The 16,654-nt window shown below is 39.7% G+C and carries 16 protein-coding genes and 1 pseudogene; 9 read left to right on the top strand and 8 right to left on the bottom strand.

Annotated features, from left to right (window positions below; genetic code table 11):
* The first annotated feature begins 216 nt into the window (after positions 1-216).
* Positions 217-1,575 (top strand): annotated as a pseudogene (locus JFV29_RS10375) (IS1182 family transposase).
* A 218-nt stretch (positions 1,576-1,793) separates the two neighbouring features.
* Positions 1,794-2,540, top strand: coding sequence for a type I methionyl aminopeptidase (gene map / locus JFV29_RS10370; RefSeq protein WP_201183028.1), 747 nt, complete (start codon positions 1,794-1,796; stop codon positions 2,538-2,540).
* A gap of 69 nt (positions 2,541-2,609) precedes the next feature.
* On the opposite strand, the gene JFV29_RS10365 is transcribed toward map, so the two are convergent.
* The 4 genes from JFV29_RS10365 to JFV29_RS10350 form a co-directional block, all read right to left on the bottom strand.
* On the bottom strand, positions 2,610-2,852 hold the full coding sequence (locus JFV29_RS10365) for a DUF2164 domain-containing protein (RefSeq protein WP_201183026.1): 243 nt from the start codon (positions 2,850-2,852) through the stop codon (positions 2,610-2,612).
* A 12-nt stretch (positions 2,853-2,864) separates the two neighbouring features.
* The gene (gene mobB, locus JFV29_RS10360; RefSeq protein WP_201183024.1) at positions 2,865-3,380 is read right to left on the bottom strand and encodes a molybdopterin-guanine dinucleotide biosynthesis protein B; all 516 of its coding nucleotides are present in this window, start codon (positions 3,378-3,380) and stop codon (positions 2,865-2,867) included.
* Complete coding sequence (locus JFV29_RS10355; protein WP_201183022.1) at positions 3,368-4,633, bottom strand: molybdopterin molybdotransferase MoeA; 1,266 nt, start codon at positions 4,631-4,633, stop codon at positions 3,368-3,370. The genes mobB and JFV29_RS10355 overlap by 13 nt, the downstream gene beginning before the upstream one ends.
* 103 nt (positions 4,634-4,736) lie before the next feature.
* The gene (locus JFV29_RS10350; protein WP_053344366.1) at positions 4,737-4,961 is read right to left on the bottom strand and encodes a DUF1128 domain-containing protein; all 225 of its coding nucleotides are present in this window, start codon (positions 4,959-4,961) and stop codon (positions 4,737-4,739) included.
* A gap of 230 nt (positions 4,962-5,191) precedes the next feature.
* On the opposite strand from JFV29_RS10350, the gene JFV29_RS10345 reads away from it, so the two are divergent.
* Together JFV29_RS10345 and JFV29_RS10340 are read left to right on the top strand one after the other, a co-directional pair.
* On the top strand, positions 5,192-5,593 hold the full coding sequence (locus JFV29_RS10345) for a YtxH domain-containing protein (protein WP_201183020.1): 402 nt from the start codon (positions 5,192-5,194) through the stop codon (positions 5,591-5,593).
* Positions 5,594-5,609: 16 nt separating this feature from the next.
* Positions 5,610-6,449, top strand: coding sequence for a YihY/virulence factor BrkB family protein (locus JFV29_RS10340; RefSeq protein WP_201183018.1), 840 nt, complete (start codon positions 5,610-5,612; stop codon positions 6,447-6,449).
* Between the two features lie 223 nt (positions 6,450-6,672).
* On the opposite strand, the gene JFV29_RS10335 is transcribed toward JFV29_RS10340, so the two are convergent.
* Together JFV29_RS10335 and JFV29_RS10330 are read right to left on the bottom strand one after the other, a co-directional pair.
* Positions 6,673-8,592, bottom strand: coding sequence for a heavy metal translocating P-type ATPase (locus JFV29_RS10335; RefSeq protein ID WP_201183016.1), 1,920 nt, complete (start codon positions 8,590-8,592; stop codon positions 6,673-6,675).
* A 335-nt stretch (positions 8,593-8,927) separates the two neighbouring features.
* Positions 8,928-10,094, bottom strand: a complete 1,167-nt coding sequence (locus tag JFV29_RS10330) for an MFS transporter (protein ID WP_201183014.1) — start codon at positions 10,092-10,094, stop codon at positions 8,928-8,930.
* 190 nt (positions 10,095-10,284) lie between these two features.
* Here JFV29_RS10330 and cax point away from each other — a divergent pair, with 190 nt between their 5' ends.
* Together cax and JFV29_RS10320 are read left to right on the top strand one after the other, a co-directional pair.
* Positions 10,285-11,352, top strand: a complete 1,068-nt coding sequence (gene cax / locus JFV29_RS10325) for a calcium/proton exchanger (RefSeq protein ID WP_053347939.1) — start codon at positions 10,285-10,287, stop codon at positions 11,350-11,352.
* Between the two features lie 468 nt (positions 11,353-11,820).
* Positions 11,821-12,636 (top strand): YfkD famly protein, encoded by an 816-nt coding sequence (locus tag JFV29_RS10320; RefSeq protein WP_053344371.1) that lies wholly within the window; start codon positions 11,821-11,823, stop codon positions 12,634-12,636.
* A 44-nt stretch (positions 12,637-12,680) separates the two neighbouring features.
* On the opposite strand, the gene yfkAB is transcribed toward JFV29_RS10320, so the two are convergent.
* The gene (gene yfkAB, locus JFV29_RS10315) at positions 12,681-13,802 is read right to left on the bottom strand and encodes a radical SAM/CxCxxxxC motif protein YfkAB (protein ID WP_201183511.1); all 1,122 of its coding nucleotides are present in this window, start codon (positions 13,800-13,802) and stop codon (positions 12,681-12,683) included.
* Between the two features lie 155 nt (positions 13,803-13,957).
* On the opposite strand from yfkAB, the gene JFV29_RS10310 reads away from it, so the two are divergent.
* Both JFV29_RS10310 and JFV29_RS10305 read left to right on the top strand, forming a co-directional pair.
* Positions 13,958-14,146 (top strand): SE1561 family protein, encoded by a 189-nt coding sequence (locus JFV29_RS10310; protein ID WP_053344373.1) that lies wholly within the window; start codon positions 13,958-13,960, stop codon positions 14,144-14,146.
* A 318-nt stretch (positions 14,147-14,464) separates the two neighbouring features.
* The gene (locus tag JFV29_RS10305) at positions 14,465-16,033 is read left to right on the top strand and encodes a fumarate hydratase (RefSeq protein WP_274606919.1); all 1,569 of its coding nucleotides are present in this window, start codon (positions 14,465-14,467) and stop codon (positions 16,031-16,033) included.
* A 47-nt stretch (positions 16,034-16,080) separates the two neighbouring features.
* On the opposite strand, the gene JFV29_RS10300 is transcribed toward JFV29_RS10305, so the two are convergent.
* Positions 16,081-16,218 (bottom strand): hypothetical protein, encoded by a 138-nt coding sequence (locus JFV29_RS10300; RefSeq protein WP_162878737.1) that lies wholly within the window; start codon positions 16,216-16,218, stop codon positions 16,081-16,083.
* A gap of 111 nt (positions 16,219-16,329) precedes the next feature.
* Between JFV29_RS10300 and JFV29_RS10295 the strand changes: the two genes are divergently transcribed.
* Positions 16,330-16,515 carry a hypothetical protein gene (locus tag JFV29_RS10295; protein ID WP_201183013.1) on the top strand — a complete coding sequence of 62 codons (186 nt, stop codon included), beginning with the start codon at positions 16,330-16,332 and terminating at the stop codon, positions 16,513-16,515.
* Positions 16,516-16,654: the final 139 nt, after the last annotated feature.

Here is a 16,654-nt window from a genome sequence, read left to right as displayed (position 1 = left end):
CGTTGATTTCCACTCCAGGCACTCGCTTTCCGCGGGCGGTCAGGGAGCCTCCTCGGCGCCTTTGCGCCTGTGGGGGTCTCCTTTGGACACGCTTTTCCCGCAGGAGTCTCGCACCTTCCGTTCCAATCAACTTTGTTTTAACAATTAGAAATAAACACTTTTTCCTACAGTCTTTTTTGTTTTAATATAGGAGTATTAAAACTTGAGGTGATGACGATGCTTTCGAAACATAATTCTATTCAGCGAGATCAACTTGAAATGATTACTTTGGATCAACTGGTGCCAGCGAACCATTTGGTTCGTAAAATTGAGGGGGCCATTGACTTCACTTTCATTTATGACTTGGTGAAAGAGATGTATTCAGAGATAGGCCGCCCAAGTATTGATCCAGTTATTTTAGTTAAATTGACATTCATTCAATATACCTTCGGTATTCGTTCGATGCGTAAAACGATTGAAGAAGTTGAAACGAATATGGCTTACCGTTGGTTTTTAGGTTACGGTTTCCATGATAAAGTACCTCACTTCTCAACGTTCGGGAAAAATTATGAGCGTCGCTTTAAAGATACAGACCTGTTTGAACAGATTTTTTATCGTATCTTAATGACAGCCTCAGAAAGAAAGTTAATTAGTGCAGAGCACGTATTCGTTGATTCAACACATGTGAAAGCCAGTGCGAATAAGCGGAAATTCGAAAAGAAAATCGTTCGTAAGGAAACACGAGCATATCAAGGACGCCTTCAAGAAGAAATAAATCAAGATCGTGAAAACAATGGAAAGAAGCCTTTTCCACCGGATAAATTTGATAAAGAAGAAACCAAAGAAATTAAAGAAAGTTCAACTGACCCTGAGAGTGGCTACTATGTAAAAGATGAACGAACAAAACAGTTTGCCTAGTCATTTCATGCGGCTGCAGACCGCAACGGTTTTGTGCTGGGGACGATTGTAACACCAGGAAATACGCATGATAGTCATATCTTAGAGCCTCTTGTTGAACAAGTGATTGAGAAAGTTGGAAAACCTGAAGCTGTTGCCGCAGATGCAGCTTACAAAACACCAGCCATTACAAGCTACCTTTTTGGGAAAGAAATCACACCAGCTTTACCCTATACACGTCCACGAACAAAAGAAGGGTTCTTTCGCAAGCATGACTATGTTTACGATGAACATCTTAATTGTTATCTCTGCCCATCGGGCGAGATTTTAAAGTACTCAACAACAAATAAAGAGGGCTATCGCGAGTACAAATCACCCAAACACACTTGTGCGACATGCTCATTTTTATCACAGTGTACAGTAAGCAAAGACCATCAAAAAGTGGTGACACGCCATATCTGGAAAAATTATATGGAAGAAGCAGATCATCTGCGTCACCACAAGGATGTAAAACCTATATATGCGAAACGCAAAGAAACAATAGAGCGTGTATTCGCAGATGCAAAAGAAAAGCATGGTATGCGTTGGACTACTTTAAGGGGACTTAAAAAATTGTCGATGCAGGCGATGCTTACATTCGCTGCCATGAATTTAAAGAAGATTGCCAATTGGACATGGCAAGGTCCAATAATGGCTTAATAAAGTGGGCTCGTAGAGGCCCAATCTCTTAATCTTGATCAAAATTCAAAGGGAATTTCAAAAGGGGTCCAGAATTAAAACATTCTGGCCCCCTTTTGTCTACAAACTGAAATCCCGACGCCGTCGGGATTTTTTCTTTAATATGGTTTTAAGGATTCATATACTTCCATCTTTGCAGTAAAATAAAAGGAGAGACGAAAAAAAAGGAAGTGTAACGATTGATCGTATTAAAATCTGCACGTGAGATTCAAGCGATGCATGACTCAGGTAAAATTTTGGCAGCTTGTCATAGGGAAATTGCAAAATTAATTGTACCCGGTGTGACAACATGGGAAATTGAAGAATTTGTTGAAGGGTTTTTAAAGAAACATGGGGCGAAGCCAGAACAAAAGGGTTACAAAGGGTATGAATATGCGACATGCGCAAGCATCAATGAAGAAATCTGTCATGGTTTTCCTCGAAAGACACCTTTGAAAAATGGCGATATCGTAACAATTGATATGGTTGTTAATTATAACGGCGCGCTTTCAGACTCTGCCTGGACGTACCCGGTCGGTAAGGTTTCAAAGGAAACGGAACACTTACTGCATGTGACAAAGGAATCTTTATATAAGGCGATTGAAGTATCTGTAGAAGGCAATCGTATTGGCGACATTGGTCATGCTATTCAATCATATGTAGAAGCGGAAGGCTTCTCTGTCGTCCGTGATTTTATCGGCCACGGGATTGGAAATGTTATTCATGAAGAGCCTCAAGTTCCGCATTATGGATTGCCAAATAAAGGGCCGCGTCTAAAAGAGGGCATGGTATTCACAATTGAACCGATGGTGAACGTAGGTACATATAAAGCCAGCAGGGATGCGAATGGTTGGACCGCCTCTACTGCAGACGGGAAATACTCGGCTCAATATGAGCATACGATTGCCATCACAAAGAACGGTCCACTTATTTTAACGGAACAATAATGATTTGGTTATCTTATCTCCTAAAAAGCGAAAAAAACAGCATCGAAAATTGATGCTGTTTTTTTCATTTCATTTAATTGGTCGTTCCAATGAATATAAATCTTCTTCGATGTTCCCAATTCGGTCCTCAATTACTGTTTTAGCATCTTTAATGCCCTCGTTATATATAAAGGGAGCGATGTTGTCGAGAATGAATTGTAAGTGGTTTTCAGCAGCAATTTCGCCAATTTTTTCACCATTCTCCTGGTAGACATACTCTTGAATGCGTTCAATCATCGCGCGTCGCTTTTCTAAGGGAAATTGAATAAACATAAAAAAACTCCTTCATATCTGTTCTAAAAACCATGAAATGAAATGATCCGAATTTAAAGGGAAGACGGGTACTGAAGCATTGCTCATTGATTGCTCCAAACAGTCAGGCCAAGCAATAATTGCTTTGATATTATTAAGCTGTTTTAGTAATAGAAGGTCATTTTCCTCTTTGATTAGAATTACCTTAGGAAAGTCTTCCTGTTTGTATCCTTCGATCAAAATCACGTCGGGATGAAAAAGAGCCAGCAATTGAATCAGCTCTGCTATAGAGGTTCCATTTCTAAAGTTGCCAAGTAATTCAATCGTCCCGTCTCCTTCAACAAGTGATGCAGCTGCCCCAGCCTGAAAGTGTTTGGTCGAATCCTTTATACTTGTATGATCGGGTTTTCCGCCATGCCCATGATGCTTTAATACGGCTGTTTCCAAGTTTACTGCGCGAAGCTTCTCAATTATATTCGTAATGAAAGTCGTTTTTCCTCTATTTTGGTAGCCGACCACTTGAAATATAAATGGTTTCACCAAGGCCATACGCATCCTTCTTGGTCATCAAGAAGAAGGACGTCCACGATATCGCCAGTTTTGAATCCACGAGTGCCTCCAGGTAATACGGTTAGTGAATTTGCTCCTGCAAGGCTTGTTGTTATATTGGATTTATCTACACCACTAGGGATAACCTTCAGTTGGCCAGATTCGAAAAATAAACGAGTTCGCAAAAGCCGTGAGAAGGGATTGGGCTTTAAGAAATCCTCAGCCAATTGCGCTTTTTCTTTTCGTAAATGAGGCTGCTCAGAAAACAGCATGGTTCGAATAATCGGTCTTGCAAATAACTCAAAGCCGACATAACTGGCAGATGGATTACCAGATAAGCCGAATAGAAATTTATTATTAAATACAGCAACTGTTGTTACACTGCCAGGGCGCATGGCTACTTTATTGAATAAAACATCAGCTCCTGTTTTCTGGTAAATGTCAGGGAGAAGGTCGAAATCACCGACGGAGACGCCCCCCGTTGTAATGAGAAGGTCGACTTCCTCCAAGGCTGAGGAAATCGCCTCATAGCTTAAGTCAAATTCATCCTTAAGTTTTCCATAAAAACGAACTTCTCCTCCTGCTCTCTGAATTTGGGCGGAGATGGCATGAGAGTTGCTGTTGCGAATTTTTCCCGGTTGCAATGGTTCACTGACATCTAGAAGTTCTGACCCTGTAGCAAATAAGCCGACGACAGGCTTTTTGGCAACTGGAACTTCAGCGTAACCGAATGTAGCAAGCAAGCCGATGATGCCTGGATTAATCATTGTGCCTTTTTTGACAAGAATATCACCTTTTTTTGCATCCTCTCCTTTGAAAGACACATTTTCGCCTGCGTTAAGAGAGCGTTTAAAGGATATGTATTTCTTCCCGTCCTTTTCAAATTCCTTGGTGAGCTCGAGCATAATAACTGCATCACATTCATCTGGCATCTGGGCTCCAGTCATGATTCTTGCTACCTGGCTTTGTTGCACAGGAAGAGTAGAAACCATCCCTGCAGCCAACTCTTCTATCACTTCGAATTCGAGCGGATTATTAAGGGAACCTTCAGCCGTATCTTCAGACCTGAGGGCAAAACCATCATACGGTGAACGGTTGAAATGTGGAACATCATTTGTGGCTATAATATCTTGAGCTAAAAAACGATAATGACTTTCCTCAAGAGCAACTATTTCCACCTGTCCTTCTAATTTATGTTTCATCACTTTTTCTACTGCATCTGCGAGACTAATGGGCGTTCTTCTTTCTACCATACCTACAACTCCTGTCTGATTGTCCAATAATATTCACTATAACAAATTTAGCAGAATTCTTTAATAAATAAAAAACCCTCACCATTATGGGAGGATTTGGATGTTATTTATTACGGAGTCTTCCAAGTTCTTCAGCGATTGCTTCCATTTCACGGACACTAAAGTTTGTTTTTTTCATCACCATTTTATAAATATCATGAAGTTCTTCATACATTTCGATATCGAAATGGGTGGATTTGATTGCTCCGAAGTTCATTACTTTTAGTTTATCCTTGATTGCTTCTACCATAAACTCGACACTTTCGGCTGTATTTTGTGTTAAATCCATTTCCCTCATCCTTTCACACGTTTCTAAATTATTTTCATCTTTGCATGATTACCCCTATAAGTCAATGAATATTCAGTAGGAAAACGACGCATTATCTCCGATTTACTTGATTGTCTCGCGTTTTAATGTGAGCATGTTTGGGAAAAGATAGGAAAAAACTTTTTTAAACACTGTATAATGGAGATAACCACCATTACCCATCAACTAATATATGACGAGGAGGAGAATATATGAGCAACATTCGTGAAGAATATAAGTGTGCAAAGAAAAGTAAATTTATGCAAGCGGTTTTTATAGGGGCTCTAGCTGGGGCTGCTGTTAGTCTTTTTGATAAAAACACGCGAAGTTCCGTATTGGCAAACAGCAAAAGTTGCATAAATAATATGAAAGAACTAGTGAAAAACCCCAATGGAATCCTAACTCAAGTACGTGAAACATCTTCAAAAGTTCGTGCCACAGTTGAAAAAATTTCCGATGATGTATCCTTCATTTCCCAAAGAGTAGAGGAGATGAAAGATATTCCATCGCAAGTTGCGCATGTTGTGATGGAGACGAAAGAGGTCTTCTCTGCGGAAGGACAGCAAGAATCGTCTTCAAACCATGATTTAGAAGAGCGTATTCCCTTAAATTAGATAATGAGGTGGAGGTATGGCCGATAAAAAAGAATGGTTGAAATGGTCATTCTTCAAAACTTTCATAAAACGGTTACAAGTGGATGATGTGTCGGGACTTGCCGCCCAGCTGTCCTATTTCTTTTTACTTTCCCTGTTTCCGTTACTTATTTTCCTATTTACTTTATTGGCCTACCTGCCATTTTCACAGGAAGATATTTTACGTATAGTCCGTTCATATGCACCAGATGGTTCTATGGCAATCATTGAGGGAAATCTAGCAGAAGTTATGGAAGGGAATAGTACCTTATTGTCGTTTGGTGTCATCGGAACAATATGGTCAGCATCTAATGGAATGAATGCAATTATTAAAGCCTTTAATCACGCATATGGTGTAAAAGAAAGTCGAACTTACTTTATTTCCCGGGGAATGTCGATTATTCTCACATTAGCGATGATTTTTGTTTTTATTGTCGCTTTGTTGCTTCCTGTATTCGGAAAGCAGATAGGTATATTTTTATTTGCCGAATTTGGGCTATCTGACGAGTTTTTGTCGATTTGGAATCATATGCGCTGGGTGATTAGCACAATTGTATTATTTATCGTGTTTACGATCCTCTATTTGATTGCGCCCAACAAAAAGTTGAAATGCCTGACAGTGATTCCGGGTGCTATTTTTGCCACGGCTGGCTGGAGTCTCGTTTCCTTTTTATTTTCTTTTTATGTAGCGTACTTCGCAAATTATTCTGCAACTTATGGGAGCCTTGGTGGGATAATCGTGTTAATGGTCTGGTTTTACTTATCAGGGCTAATCATAATTTTAGGCGGGGAAATTAATGCCCTCATAAGTAATAAAGAACAGCCAAAATGTGAATGAGCTTCCTAAAGTTCCCGTAATAGCTATAAGTCCTGCAGCTAATGCTAATCAAGAAATGACGACTTAGTAGTAGGGAGGAATTCTTTCATGGGTAAAAGCAACAAAAAGCAAAAAGGAAAAAAAGGTTCGAACCATAAAACGTCAGGTTCTGCTAATGGGAAAAACGGCTATCACTAAGTAGAATGAACACAAAAAAAGGGGCCTTTTAGGCCCCCTTTTTTGTTTAGTTTTTCAATAATCTTAAACTGTTCAGAATAACTAGAATGGTGCTTCCTTCATGGCCAATTACGCCATATGGAAGGTCGAGGAATTGAAGGAAGTTGGATGCAATCAGAACCATAATGACAGAAATCGAGAAAACGACGTTTTGTTTAATGATTCGGTTCATTTTCTTAGATAACCTTACTGCTTCGGCAATACGCGGTAGGTCATTCTTCATTAGGACAACATCCGCTGTTTCCAACGCAACATCTGTGCCTTCGCCCATTGCAATCCCGACAGAAGCAGTTGCAAGTGCAGGTGCATCATTAATTCCATCTCCAACCATTGCTACAGTACCGTATTGTTCTTTCAACTTTTTCACTTCAGTAACCTTAGTTTCAGGTAAGCATTCAGCAATATATGCATCGATATGGCTCTCAGACGCAATCGCTTTAGCGGTCTTTTCACCATCGCCTGTCAGCATAACGGTATGAATGCCTTCATTTTTCAATGCTTCGATAGCAGTAATCGTTTCTTCACGCACCACGTCTTTCAATGTAAGAATGCCGGCAATACCTTGATTGTCTCTTGCATAAACTATCGTCTTTCCTTGTTCAGCTAGTGTTAGTGCAATCCCATTTTGAAATTGTTCGGCTTCACTTCTTCCGACGAAATCAGCTTTTCCTACTTGCCAAAGCACTCCGTTGAAATATGCTTGAACCCCATTACCTGAGATATCTTCCATATTATCCGGTTTAATGATGTCTTTTGCTAATTTAGTTTTAGCGTAGCGCACAATTGATGTTGCCAAAGGATGGTTCGAATAATTTTCAACAGATGCAATATGGAATAGGAAATCTTCTTCGTTTAAATCTTCACGGATAATGACATCCGTTACCTCTGGTTTTCCTTTTGTTAGTGTTCCGGTTTTATCTAAGGCAATTGCCCTCAAGTTACCAAGATTCTCAAGATGGATACCGCCTTTAAATAGAATTCCATGACGAGCACCATTAGAGATGGCAGATAGCGTAGCTGGCATAATAGAAGCTACGAGGGCACAAGGTGAAGCAACAACAAGCAAAATCATTGCCCGGTAAAATGTTTCGGTCCAACTCCACCCTAATACAAAATGCGGTACGAACAACATCAAAGCGACAACGGTTAATACAATTTTTACATAGGTTCCTTCAAAACGTTCAATGAACAGCTGAGAAGGAGACTTTTCACTTTGTGCAGATTGAACGAGAGTAATTATTTTTTGAAATAACGTTTCGTTTGCTGGTTTTGTAATTTCTACGGTAATCGTTCCACGCAGATTCACTGTTCCCGCAAATACTTCATCATCCAATGACTTACTAACTGGAATAGATTCGCCAGTGATCGCCGCTTCATCAATATTGGTACGTCCGTCCGTGATTTTTCCATCAGAGGGTATTCTTTCACCTGGTTTTACCAAAATTAGGTCCCCGACTTGTAGCAGGGAAACGGATACGGTTTCTTCATATCCATTTGTGATTCGCAGCGCTTCTTCCGGCTGTAAATCCATAAGTGCTGAAATTTCTTTATGACTTTTATTCATTGTGTATGTTTCAAGCGCCCCGCTCAAAGCAAAGATGAAAATTAAAATCGCGCCTTCCGTCCAGTATCCGATAATCGCAGAACCGATGGCCGCGAAAATCATTAGCATCTCAACATTCAATTCCTTATCGGCAAACGTATCTTCAATTCCCTCTTTTGCTTTGGCATAACCGCCGATTAAGAAGGAAGCTAAATATATAACGATAGAAGGAGTTTCAAGTCCATTCTTAGAAAGCGCCCAGCCTAATAATATTAATACACCGCTAAACAATGCGGCAATAAGTTCTAGATGGGGTTTTACTTTTTCCAACCAAGAGGTTTCGCATGCAGTCGGTTGTGTTAATTGTTTAGTATCAGTGGTCATAAGATTCCCTCCCATATTCTTTTCTATTTTTGTGTAAATGATATAGATTATCATTTGTATAATATCTAATTGAGAAAGATAATCAACGTCATTTCTCTGAGTAAAATATGAAAGCTGTCACCGAAATTGCGATGACAGCAACGATTTAAAAGGTTTATTAACGTGATGTTCTTTTTATTAATATTATATTAACACATATCCTATTCAAAAATAAAGAATAATGATTCTAATGTAGGAAAAAATATAAAGAACCATAAATTATATCATTTGACCACTATATGATAAAAACAATACAAATTGAATAATAAATGGAGTAGTTCAGATAATAAACTATACTACAAGCTTGGAGCAGGCATTTTTTCCTTAAATAGCACCAGTGAAATAAAGACAAGAAGAAGCATTATACTAATTAGATAGAAAAAATTACCTCCTTGTAAGTATTCGATGACTAAACCACCGAAAAACGGACCACCAATGCTGCCGAGACTGTAGAAGATGCTGCATAACAGATTTCCTGCAGGTAATAGGTTGCGAGGCAAAAGGTCTGCCATATAACTGATTCCTAAAGAGAAAGTCGAACCCACCATCATCCCGCCAAGCAGGAAGCAAATGAACAGACCGATTACGGAATATGAAACAATTCCAGCTAGAGTAAATACGGTAAAGCCTGAAAAAAGAATGATCAGCAAGATTTTTCGTCGGCCAAATCGGTCACTGAGCACTCCAAGCGGAATCTGTGAAAGCAAAGTACCACCTGAAAATGCTGGAATGATAAGCGATACTGCGGTTAAATCAATTCCAGAGCGCAATGCGAATACTGGAAAGTTGCTATTCAATGAGGATTCAAGCACACCAAAGGTGAATGGAAGTAAAAAGGCGACCCATGCGATGCGACTCACTTTCGTAAACCGTTTAAGTGTACCGAAGAATGATGTGCTTTCTGATTCATCCTGTTCAGGAAGCTCGTTTTTAATCAGGAATACAGTCATCCACGTAAGCAGGCTTAGTATGGATGTAATGATGAATGGCAAAGACTGATTAATCTCCAGAAGCTTCGTCATTAGCGGACCAACCATGAAACCAAGACTGAAAAATAGTCCATAAATAGCGATATTCCTTCCGCGCTTTGCTGAAGGGGAAATAGCGGTAATCCATGTCTGGGTAGCAAAGTGAAGGGTATGATCACCGATCCCGATGAAAAAACGCAGAGCAAACCAAAACCAGAATGATTTCCAGACCGGAAATAAGGCAAGTGAAAGAATTACCGTTATTCCGCCAAATAATATTAATGGCTTATAGCCATATTTACGGAGAGGTGCTTCCATAAAAGGAGAAATTAAAAGAATCCCAATATAAAGTGACGCAGCATGAAATCCATTTAAGGAAGAGCTAATTCCGTCATTTTCGAAAATGATTGCGATAATTGGCAGAAGCATTCCTTGAGAAAATCCAGATATGCCGACCATACAAATTAAAACACTAATAAGCAGCTTTTGATTCATAAGTTTTCGTCTCCTAAGATATGTATACCTTGTTGATGTTACATCCAGGGGAGAGGGTTAAGCAATAGAAATTTGGGTAAATGTTGACAAGAAGAGAATATCGTTAAAAATCCCCTTTTTCATTTCGGGAAAATTATGTATGATAATTTTTGTTACATATTAAATTGCATATAGGATTGTGAGGAGAAATATCGTGGATAAAATATTTTTGGGGCTCGTCCTCTTAGGTGTCCCTTTATCAGTTATAGGTTCTTTGATGCATTGGCCGAGTGTAATCATGTTTATTGTGTATTGTTTAACAATTATAGCGCTCGCAGGTTTTATGGGCCGGGCAACGGAAAGTCTAGCGATTGTGATGGGACCAAGGATTGGTGGACTGTTGAACGCAACCTTTGGTAATGCAGTGGAACTGATTATTTCCATTTTTTCATTAAAGGCAGGGCTAGTGGGCGTCGTATTAGCCTCTTTAACTGGATCGGTATTAGGAAACTTATTGTTGGTGGCAGGACTTTCCTTTTTTATTGGGGGGACGAGGTACAAACGGCAGAAATTTAATGTGTTCGATGCAAGGCATAACGCTGGTCTGCTAATCTTCGCCGTTATTGTTGCTTTCGTGATACCGGAAGTGTTCACCCAAAACATGAGCGAATCAAGTACAATGTCGTTAAGTGTCGGAATTTCCATTATTTTAATCTTATTATACTTAGCAGCATTATTCTTTAAATTAGTTACTCATCGCGGGGTTTATCAGCATGCGGAAAAAAGAGAAGCCCATGAGGAACATGAAGAGGAAATACCGGAATGGAGCAAGAAAAAGGCCATTACTATCCTTGCAGTTGCTACATTGGCTGTTGCTTACGTATCGGAAAAACTTGTTCATACTTTCAGTGAAGTCGGGGAGACGTTCGGGTGGACAGAGTTATTTATCGGGGTCATTATCGTTGCCATCGTAGGTAACGCGGCTGAACATGCATCAGCCGTTATTATGGCATATAAAAATAAAATGGATGTCGCTGTTGAGATTGCAGTCGGTTCTACGCTGCAAGTAGCGATGTTCGTTGCTCCTGTCCTAGTGTTGATATCATTAATGTATCCAACACATATGCCGCTTGTTTTCACATTGCCTGAGTTGATTTCTATGGTTACGGCTGTCTTTCTGATGATTATGATTTCGAATGACGGGGAAACGAACTGGTTTGAAGGGCTTACCCTGTTGGCTGCTTACTTTATTATGGGGATTGGATTTTACTTATTATAAGAGTGTCAGGCCTTCCAAATCGGGAGGTCTTTCATTATGAGAAATGCGGATACATAAAAATGACTCTGCCCAGGTTATTTAGCAGAGTCATTTCTATATTAGTAAATTACCATTCATAAATTAATCCAAAATTTTTCATCATGCTTCTGTTAAAGTTGAGAAATAATTCTAGAGTGTTACACCATCCTTTTACATCAAATTTAAGTAAGTGGCGAATTCGTTTTTCTGTCATCCTTGAAAAGGGTGTCTTAGATCGATAAGCATACCTCCTGAACGTTTATTAGGTATGAACGATTTCGCCTCCTTTTTATAATGTAAGTTAAGTATAACCGATTTATATAAAAAAGTAAATATTCTGAACTTTACAAATTTATTACAAAATCAACATGTTATTGAAATGTATAGAATGTTGAGGAAAAACAAAATCTATAAACAAAATGATTGAACCTTTTAAAGGAGTGCTACATCATGAGACGACTTATTCTTATTACAGTGTTTGCCCTAACTGCCTTTATTCAGGCGAATGTAAGTTTTGCAGCCCCTATATCAGCCGGAGATAAAACAACTCCGAACAAGGTGAATATCCCACCTTCCGTATTAAATATTGCGAAGGAGAATACGTATCCGAACTCGACTCAGGATCTTCCAATGCTGCAGCCGAGTGAGTTTGCTAAACAGTTGATTGATTCATCGGATATTAAGATTGAAAATCCAGAACTCATTCATATGTTGAATGAATCAGCAATTGCAAAAGCACCGCTTGCTTTTGGTTACAGGGCGACCATTTACCTTGGCCATTGGGCGTTGAATTACGAGTCTTCCGAGACGGCCCCCAATTGGGAATATCAAAAGATCAATATGAATTACTATGATAATCGCGGCGGTGATGTTCCATACAGAATCCGTTATGTCCAAGAAAACCAAAAGGCAGTGAGTGGTGGACTAACAGCGAAAATTCCTAAGGCCGAGGATGTTAAAAAGATGATGCTATTAAAAGCTACGGAAAAGACCCATTTGCCACTCGCTTTTGAAACGATTGTTGGAGCTGGTACGAAAAAAGATGAAGTATACAATGTTGCTTCAAATCGGATTGGTTATTTATCTAGCTATGCTTCTGCCGTCAATGAAAAAGGTAAGGTCACCTATGGAGAAGTATATTTGAACCTTAAAGGAAATAAACGCTCGATTACGATTAAAAATATTACCTCGCAAGGCATAGGAGCTTGGATACCAGTTCAGGACCATGTTTCCTTCAGCTTTACTGTTTCGCAACAGCCACGGTAATGAAGGTGAAGTAAAAAAACTCGCCTGATTGGCGAGTTTTTTTCTCATATATTAGACTTTCTTACGCTGAAGTCTTCTTTAGGGTAATATGCATTTTTGACAAGAACATTCGGACCGAGACATTTAACCGACGAACAGTGGCAGTTTAATTCATTGGCCAGCTTCGAATTCATCCATGTTTCATAGGATTCGGTTAACGGTTGATCAATGATATTTCCCAAAGTGGGTGCATCCCCAAAATCGGTAACAATGACTTCTCCGGTAAAAATATTGACATTCAAACGAGAGCGTCCATCAGGGTCATTCCGAACTGTCACTTTTTTAGCACTGTAAAGCCGCTGAAGCAGCTCTAATTCTTCTTTGTTGTTGTTACATGGATAGAATGGGAGCGTTCCGAAAAGCATCCATACATTTTCATCCCGAATATCAAGTAGATGATGAATCGCCTCGCGCATGTTCTCCAATGATAACGTTTCAAGTGCTGAGGCGAAATCACTTGGGTACATCGGATGTATTTCATGGCGCTGACATCCCATTTCATCGACAATCTGTCTGTGGATATGCTCAAGATGTGGCAAGGTGCGTTTATTAAGCATCGTTTCTGCAGAAACTAGTACACCTGCTTTTGTCAGGGCACGGGAATTTTCAATCATTTTATCAAATAATTTTTTTCGTTGCTCGCGCGAAGGTTTGCGGTCCATCATGGCAAAACCGATATCGATGAATTCATCGATCGTTCCCCAGTTATGGGAAATATGAAGAACATCCAAATAGGGTATGATTTCCTCATACCGTTTCAAGTCAAGGGTCAAGTTAGAATTGATTTGGGTACGAACTCCACGGTTACGAGCATATTTTAATAAAGGTAAAACATAATTTTTCACTTGTTTTTTAGAAAGCATTGGTTCACCGCCAGTTATACTTAGCGAGCGAAGCAATGGTATCTCATCGAGGCGCTGAATTATTAATTCTAAAGGAAGAGCATCCGGGTCTTTTGGCTGAAGTGTGTAACCGACAGCACAATGTTCGCAACGCATATTGCAAAGGGTAGTGGTTGTGAATTCGACATTGGTAAGACTGAGCTTTCCGTATTGTTCAACGTCCATATATGCTTCCCAAGGATCATACTTGGGTGTGATTGGTGTTAAAAGATCTTGCTTGATCATAGACATGTTTAAAACTCCTTACGTAATAATGCACTAACCCATTATGAACAATGGGCACAAAAATTGTCAAATGGCGGAGAGCTTCATTTTAGCTTGCCATTGCACTTTCAAGAGGATTTCGTTACGATGGAAGAAGAACGGAAGGAGAGTGCCTCATGGGAAAAACCATTACAGGTAAAAACGAACAATTAACATACTTAAAAGAACGCCTCACGATGTTCATGGAGGTTCTTGACCATATTGAACCAGAAAATACAGAATTAGAAGATATTGATCGCTTAATCGGCATGCTTGATGATTTGGAAGTTAAAGTAGAACAATTTAAAACGCGCAAAGAAGGATAATATCTGTACGATAGTATGATTTTTTTATAATTAATATTCGTAAAGGGATGACGCTATTTACTCGTCATCCCTTTATATATGTAATGAAGAAAAATGGTTATTCAGTATTAGGTAATGATTGGGAATGTTTTTTTTGCTTTATGCTAATCTTAGCGCCCCTGATTATTTCTCTTTACACCGATTTCCATTAAGAAAATTAATTACTTGTTTTCGAAAGATTATGTTAGATGTATAATAAAACGGGTGTTGTATCATTCGCTCTTAATAGAGAAGCGGTGAATGATTAAATCTAGGGGAAATAAGAGGGGGAAGAGAAATTTGGATATTCAAAAATTCCAAGAAAGTATGTACAGTCTTATCGTTGAAACTTCAACGAATCTTCCAAAGGATGTTCGTCGTGCGGTCAAAAGTGCGAAACAACGTGAAAATGCAGGTACGCGTTCAGCGTTGAGCCTAACAACAATCACGAATAATATTACAATGGCTGACGACAATGTATCACCGATTTGTCAGGATACAGGTCTGCCGACATTTAAAATTAAAACTCCAGTTGGTGTGAACCAACTTGAAATAAAAGAAGCAATTCGAAATGCAATCATTTTAGCAACAAAAGGCGGAAAGCTTCGTCCAAACGCAGTTGACTCTTTGTCAGGTGAAAACAGTGGGGATAACCTTGGGGAAGGTCTTCCTGTCATGAAATTCGATCAATGGGAAAAAGATTACATTGATGTGCGTCTTATATTAAAAGGCGGCGGCTGTGAAAATAAAAATATTCAATACAGTCTTCCGATGGAGATTGAAGGATTAGGTAAAGCCGGCCGTGATTTAGACGGAATCCGTAAATGTGTTCTTCATTCCGTATACCAAGCGCAAGGACAAGGCTGTAGCGCAGGGTTCATCGGCGTTGGTATCGGGGGAGACCGTTCATCCGGATATGATTTGGCTAAGGCTCAACTTTTCCGCAGTAACGAAGATGTGAATCCGAATGAGGATCTTCGTAAACTAGAAGAGTATATCATGGAGACGGCAAATGAATTGGGAATTGGCACAATGGGCTTTGGCGGCGAAACAACACTGCTTGGCTGTAAAATTGGTGTCATGCACCGTATTCCGGCAAGCTTTTTCGTATCGGTTGCTTATAACTGTTGGGCTTTCCGTCGCTTAGGTGTGAAAGTGAGCCCAGAAACAGGAGAAATCAATGAATGGCTATATCAAGATGGCGAGAAAATTGACTTTGCTCTAGAAGCAGAAAAAGCAGCGAAAGAAGAAGTAGCCGCAGCAATAGAAGCTGAAGTTGAAGCACCGCGTGAAATCATCCTTCAGGCACCAATTACGGAAGAACAAATCCGTGAGCTGAAAGTTGGTGACGTAGTCCGGATTAACGGAAGAATGTATACTGGCCGTGACGCGATACACAAGCACTTGTCTGAAAACCCTGCACCAATTGACCTTGATGGACAGATTATCTATCATTGTGGGCCGGTTATGCTTAAGGACGAAGAAGGTAAATGGCACGTGAAAGCTGCAGGTCCGACAACTAGTATTCGTGAAGAACCATACCAAGGCGATATCATGAAAAGATTTGGCATTCGCGCTGTTATCGGTAAAGGCGGAATGGGTCCAAAAACACTAGAAGCACTAAGCGAACACGGTGGTGTTTATTTAAACGCGATCGGTGGCGCAGCTCAATATTATGCAGACTGCATTAAATCAGTCGAAGGTGTGAACTTCACTGAATTTGGTATTCCTGAAGCAATGTGGCACCTGAAAGTTGAAGGATTTACCGCAGTTGTTACCATGGATTCACATGGAAACAGCCTGCATAAAGACGTACAGCAATCTTCATTAGAAAAACTGTCACAATTCAAAGAACCTGTATTTAAATAAGATGTATGCAAAAGACGCTCACCAATTCGGTTGAGCGTCTTTTTACCTTACTCTTCTATTTTCGGCAATGGATCAATCCTTTTTGAATCCCCTAAATTCAATCCACTTTTCACAAAATAAACAAACAGCCCCGCACCTAATCCCAGACAACCAATAAAGCCTAACGTAATCACCCATTCCAGCATTGTATACGCCCCCTTGCTAATGTATATGAAAAAAAAGGCTATTATTGCCTTAAAAAAGTACAATCTTTTTGCACCTTTGCTCATACATTAGAAGAGAAAGGGGGGAGTAAAATGCAAAATAGCATCTTATTGTTCTTTGTCGCAATGTTAACAGGTTTTGCTTTCATCCATCTTCCTGTGGCAGGCACGATTTTCTCCGGACTTGAACCAACTTTAGACGTAATTGGAATTGTAACCGTTATCGTTTTTGCCATCGTCATCATTTGGAAGGCGGTACAGGCGTTATTTAAAGGGTAAATAGATAGGGGGCCAATCCTTTTAGGAGGATAGGCCTTTTTTGCGTGGAATTCGTCCGTAACCGGGGACAATTTGGCCTATAGAACAAAAATTCGGCCGTCATCGGCAAAAATTCGACCTACAGAACAAAAATTCGACC

This window comes from Peribacillus sp. TH16 (genome assembly GCF_016651095.1).
In the GTDB taxonomy this organism is placed as follows: Bacteria; Bacillota; Bacilli; order Bacillales; family DSM-1321; genus Peribacillus; species Peribacillus butanolivorans.
The sequence above is the reverse complement of the archived record's forward strand: the minus strand, read 5'-3'. Positions and strand labels throughout refer to the sequence as shown.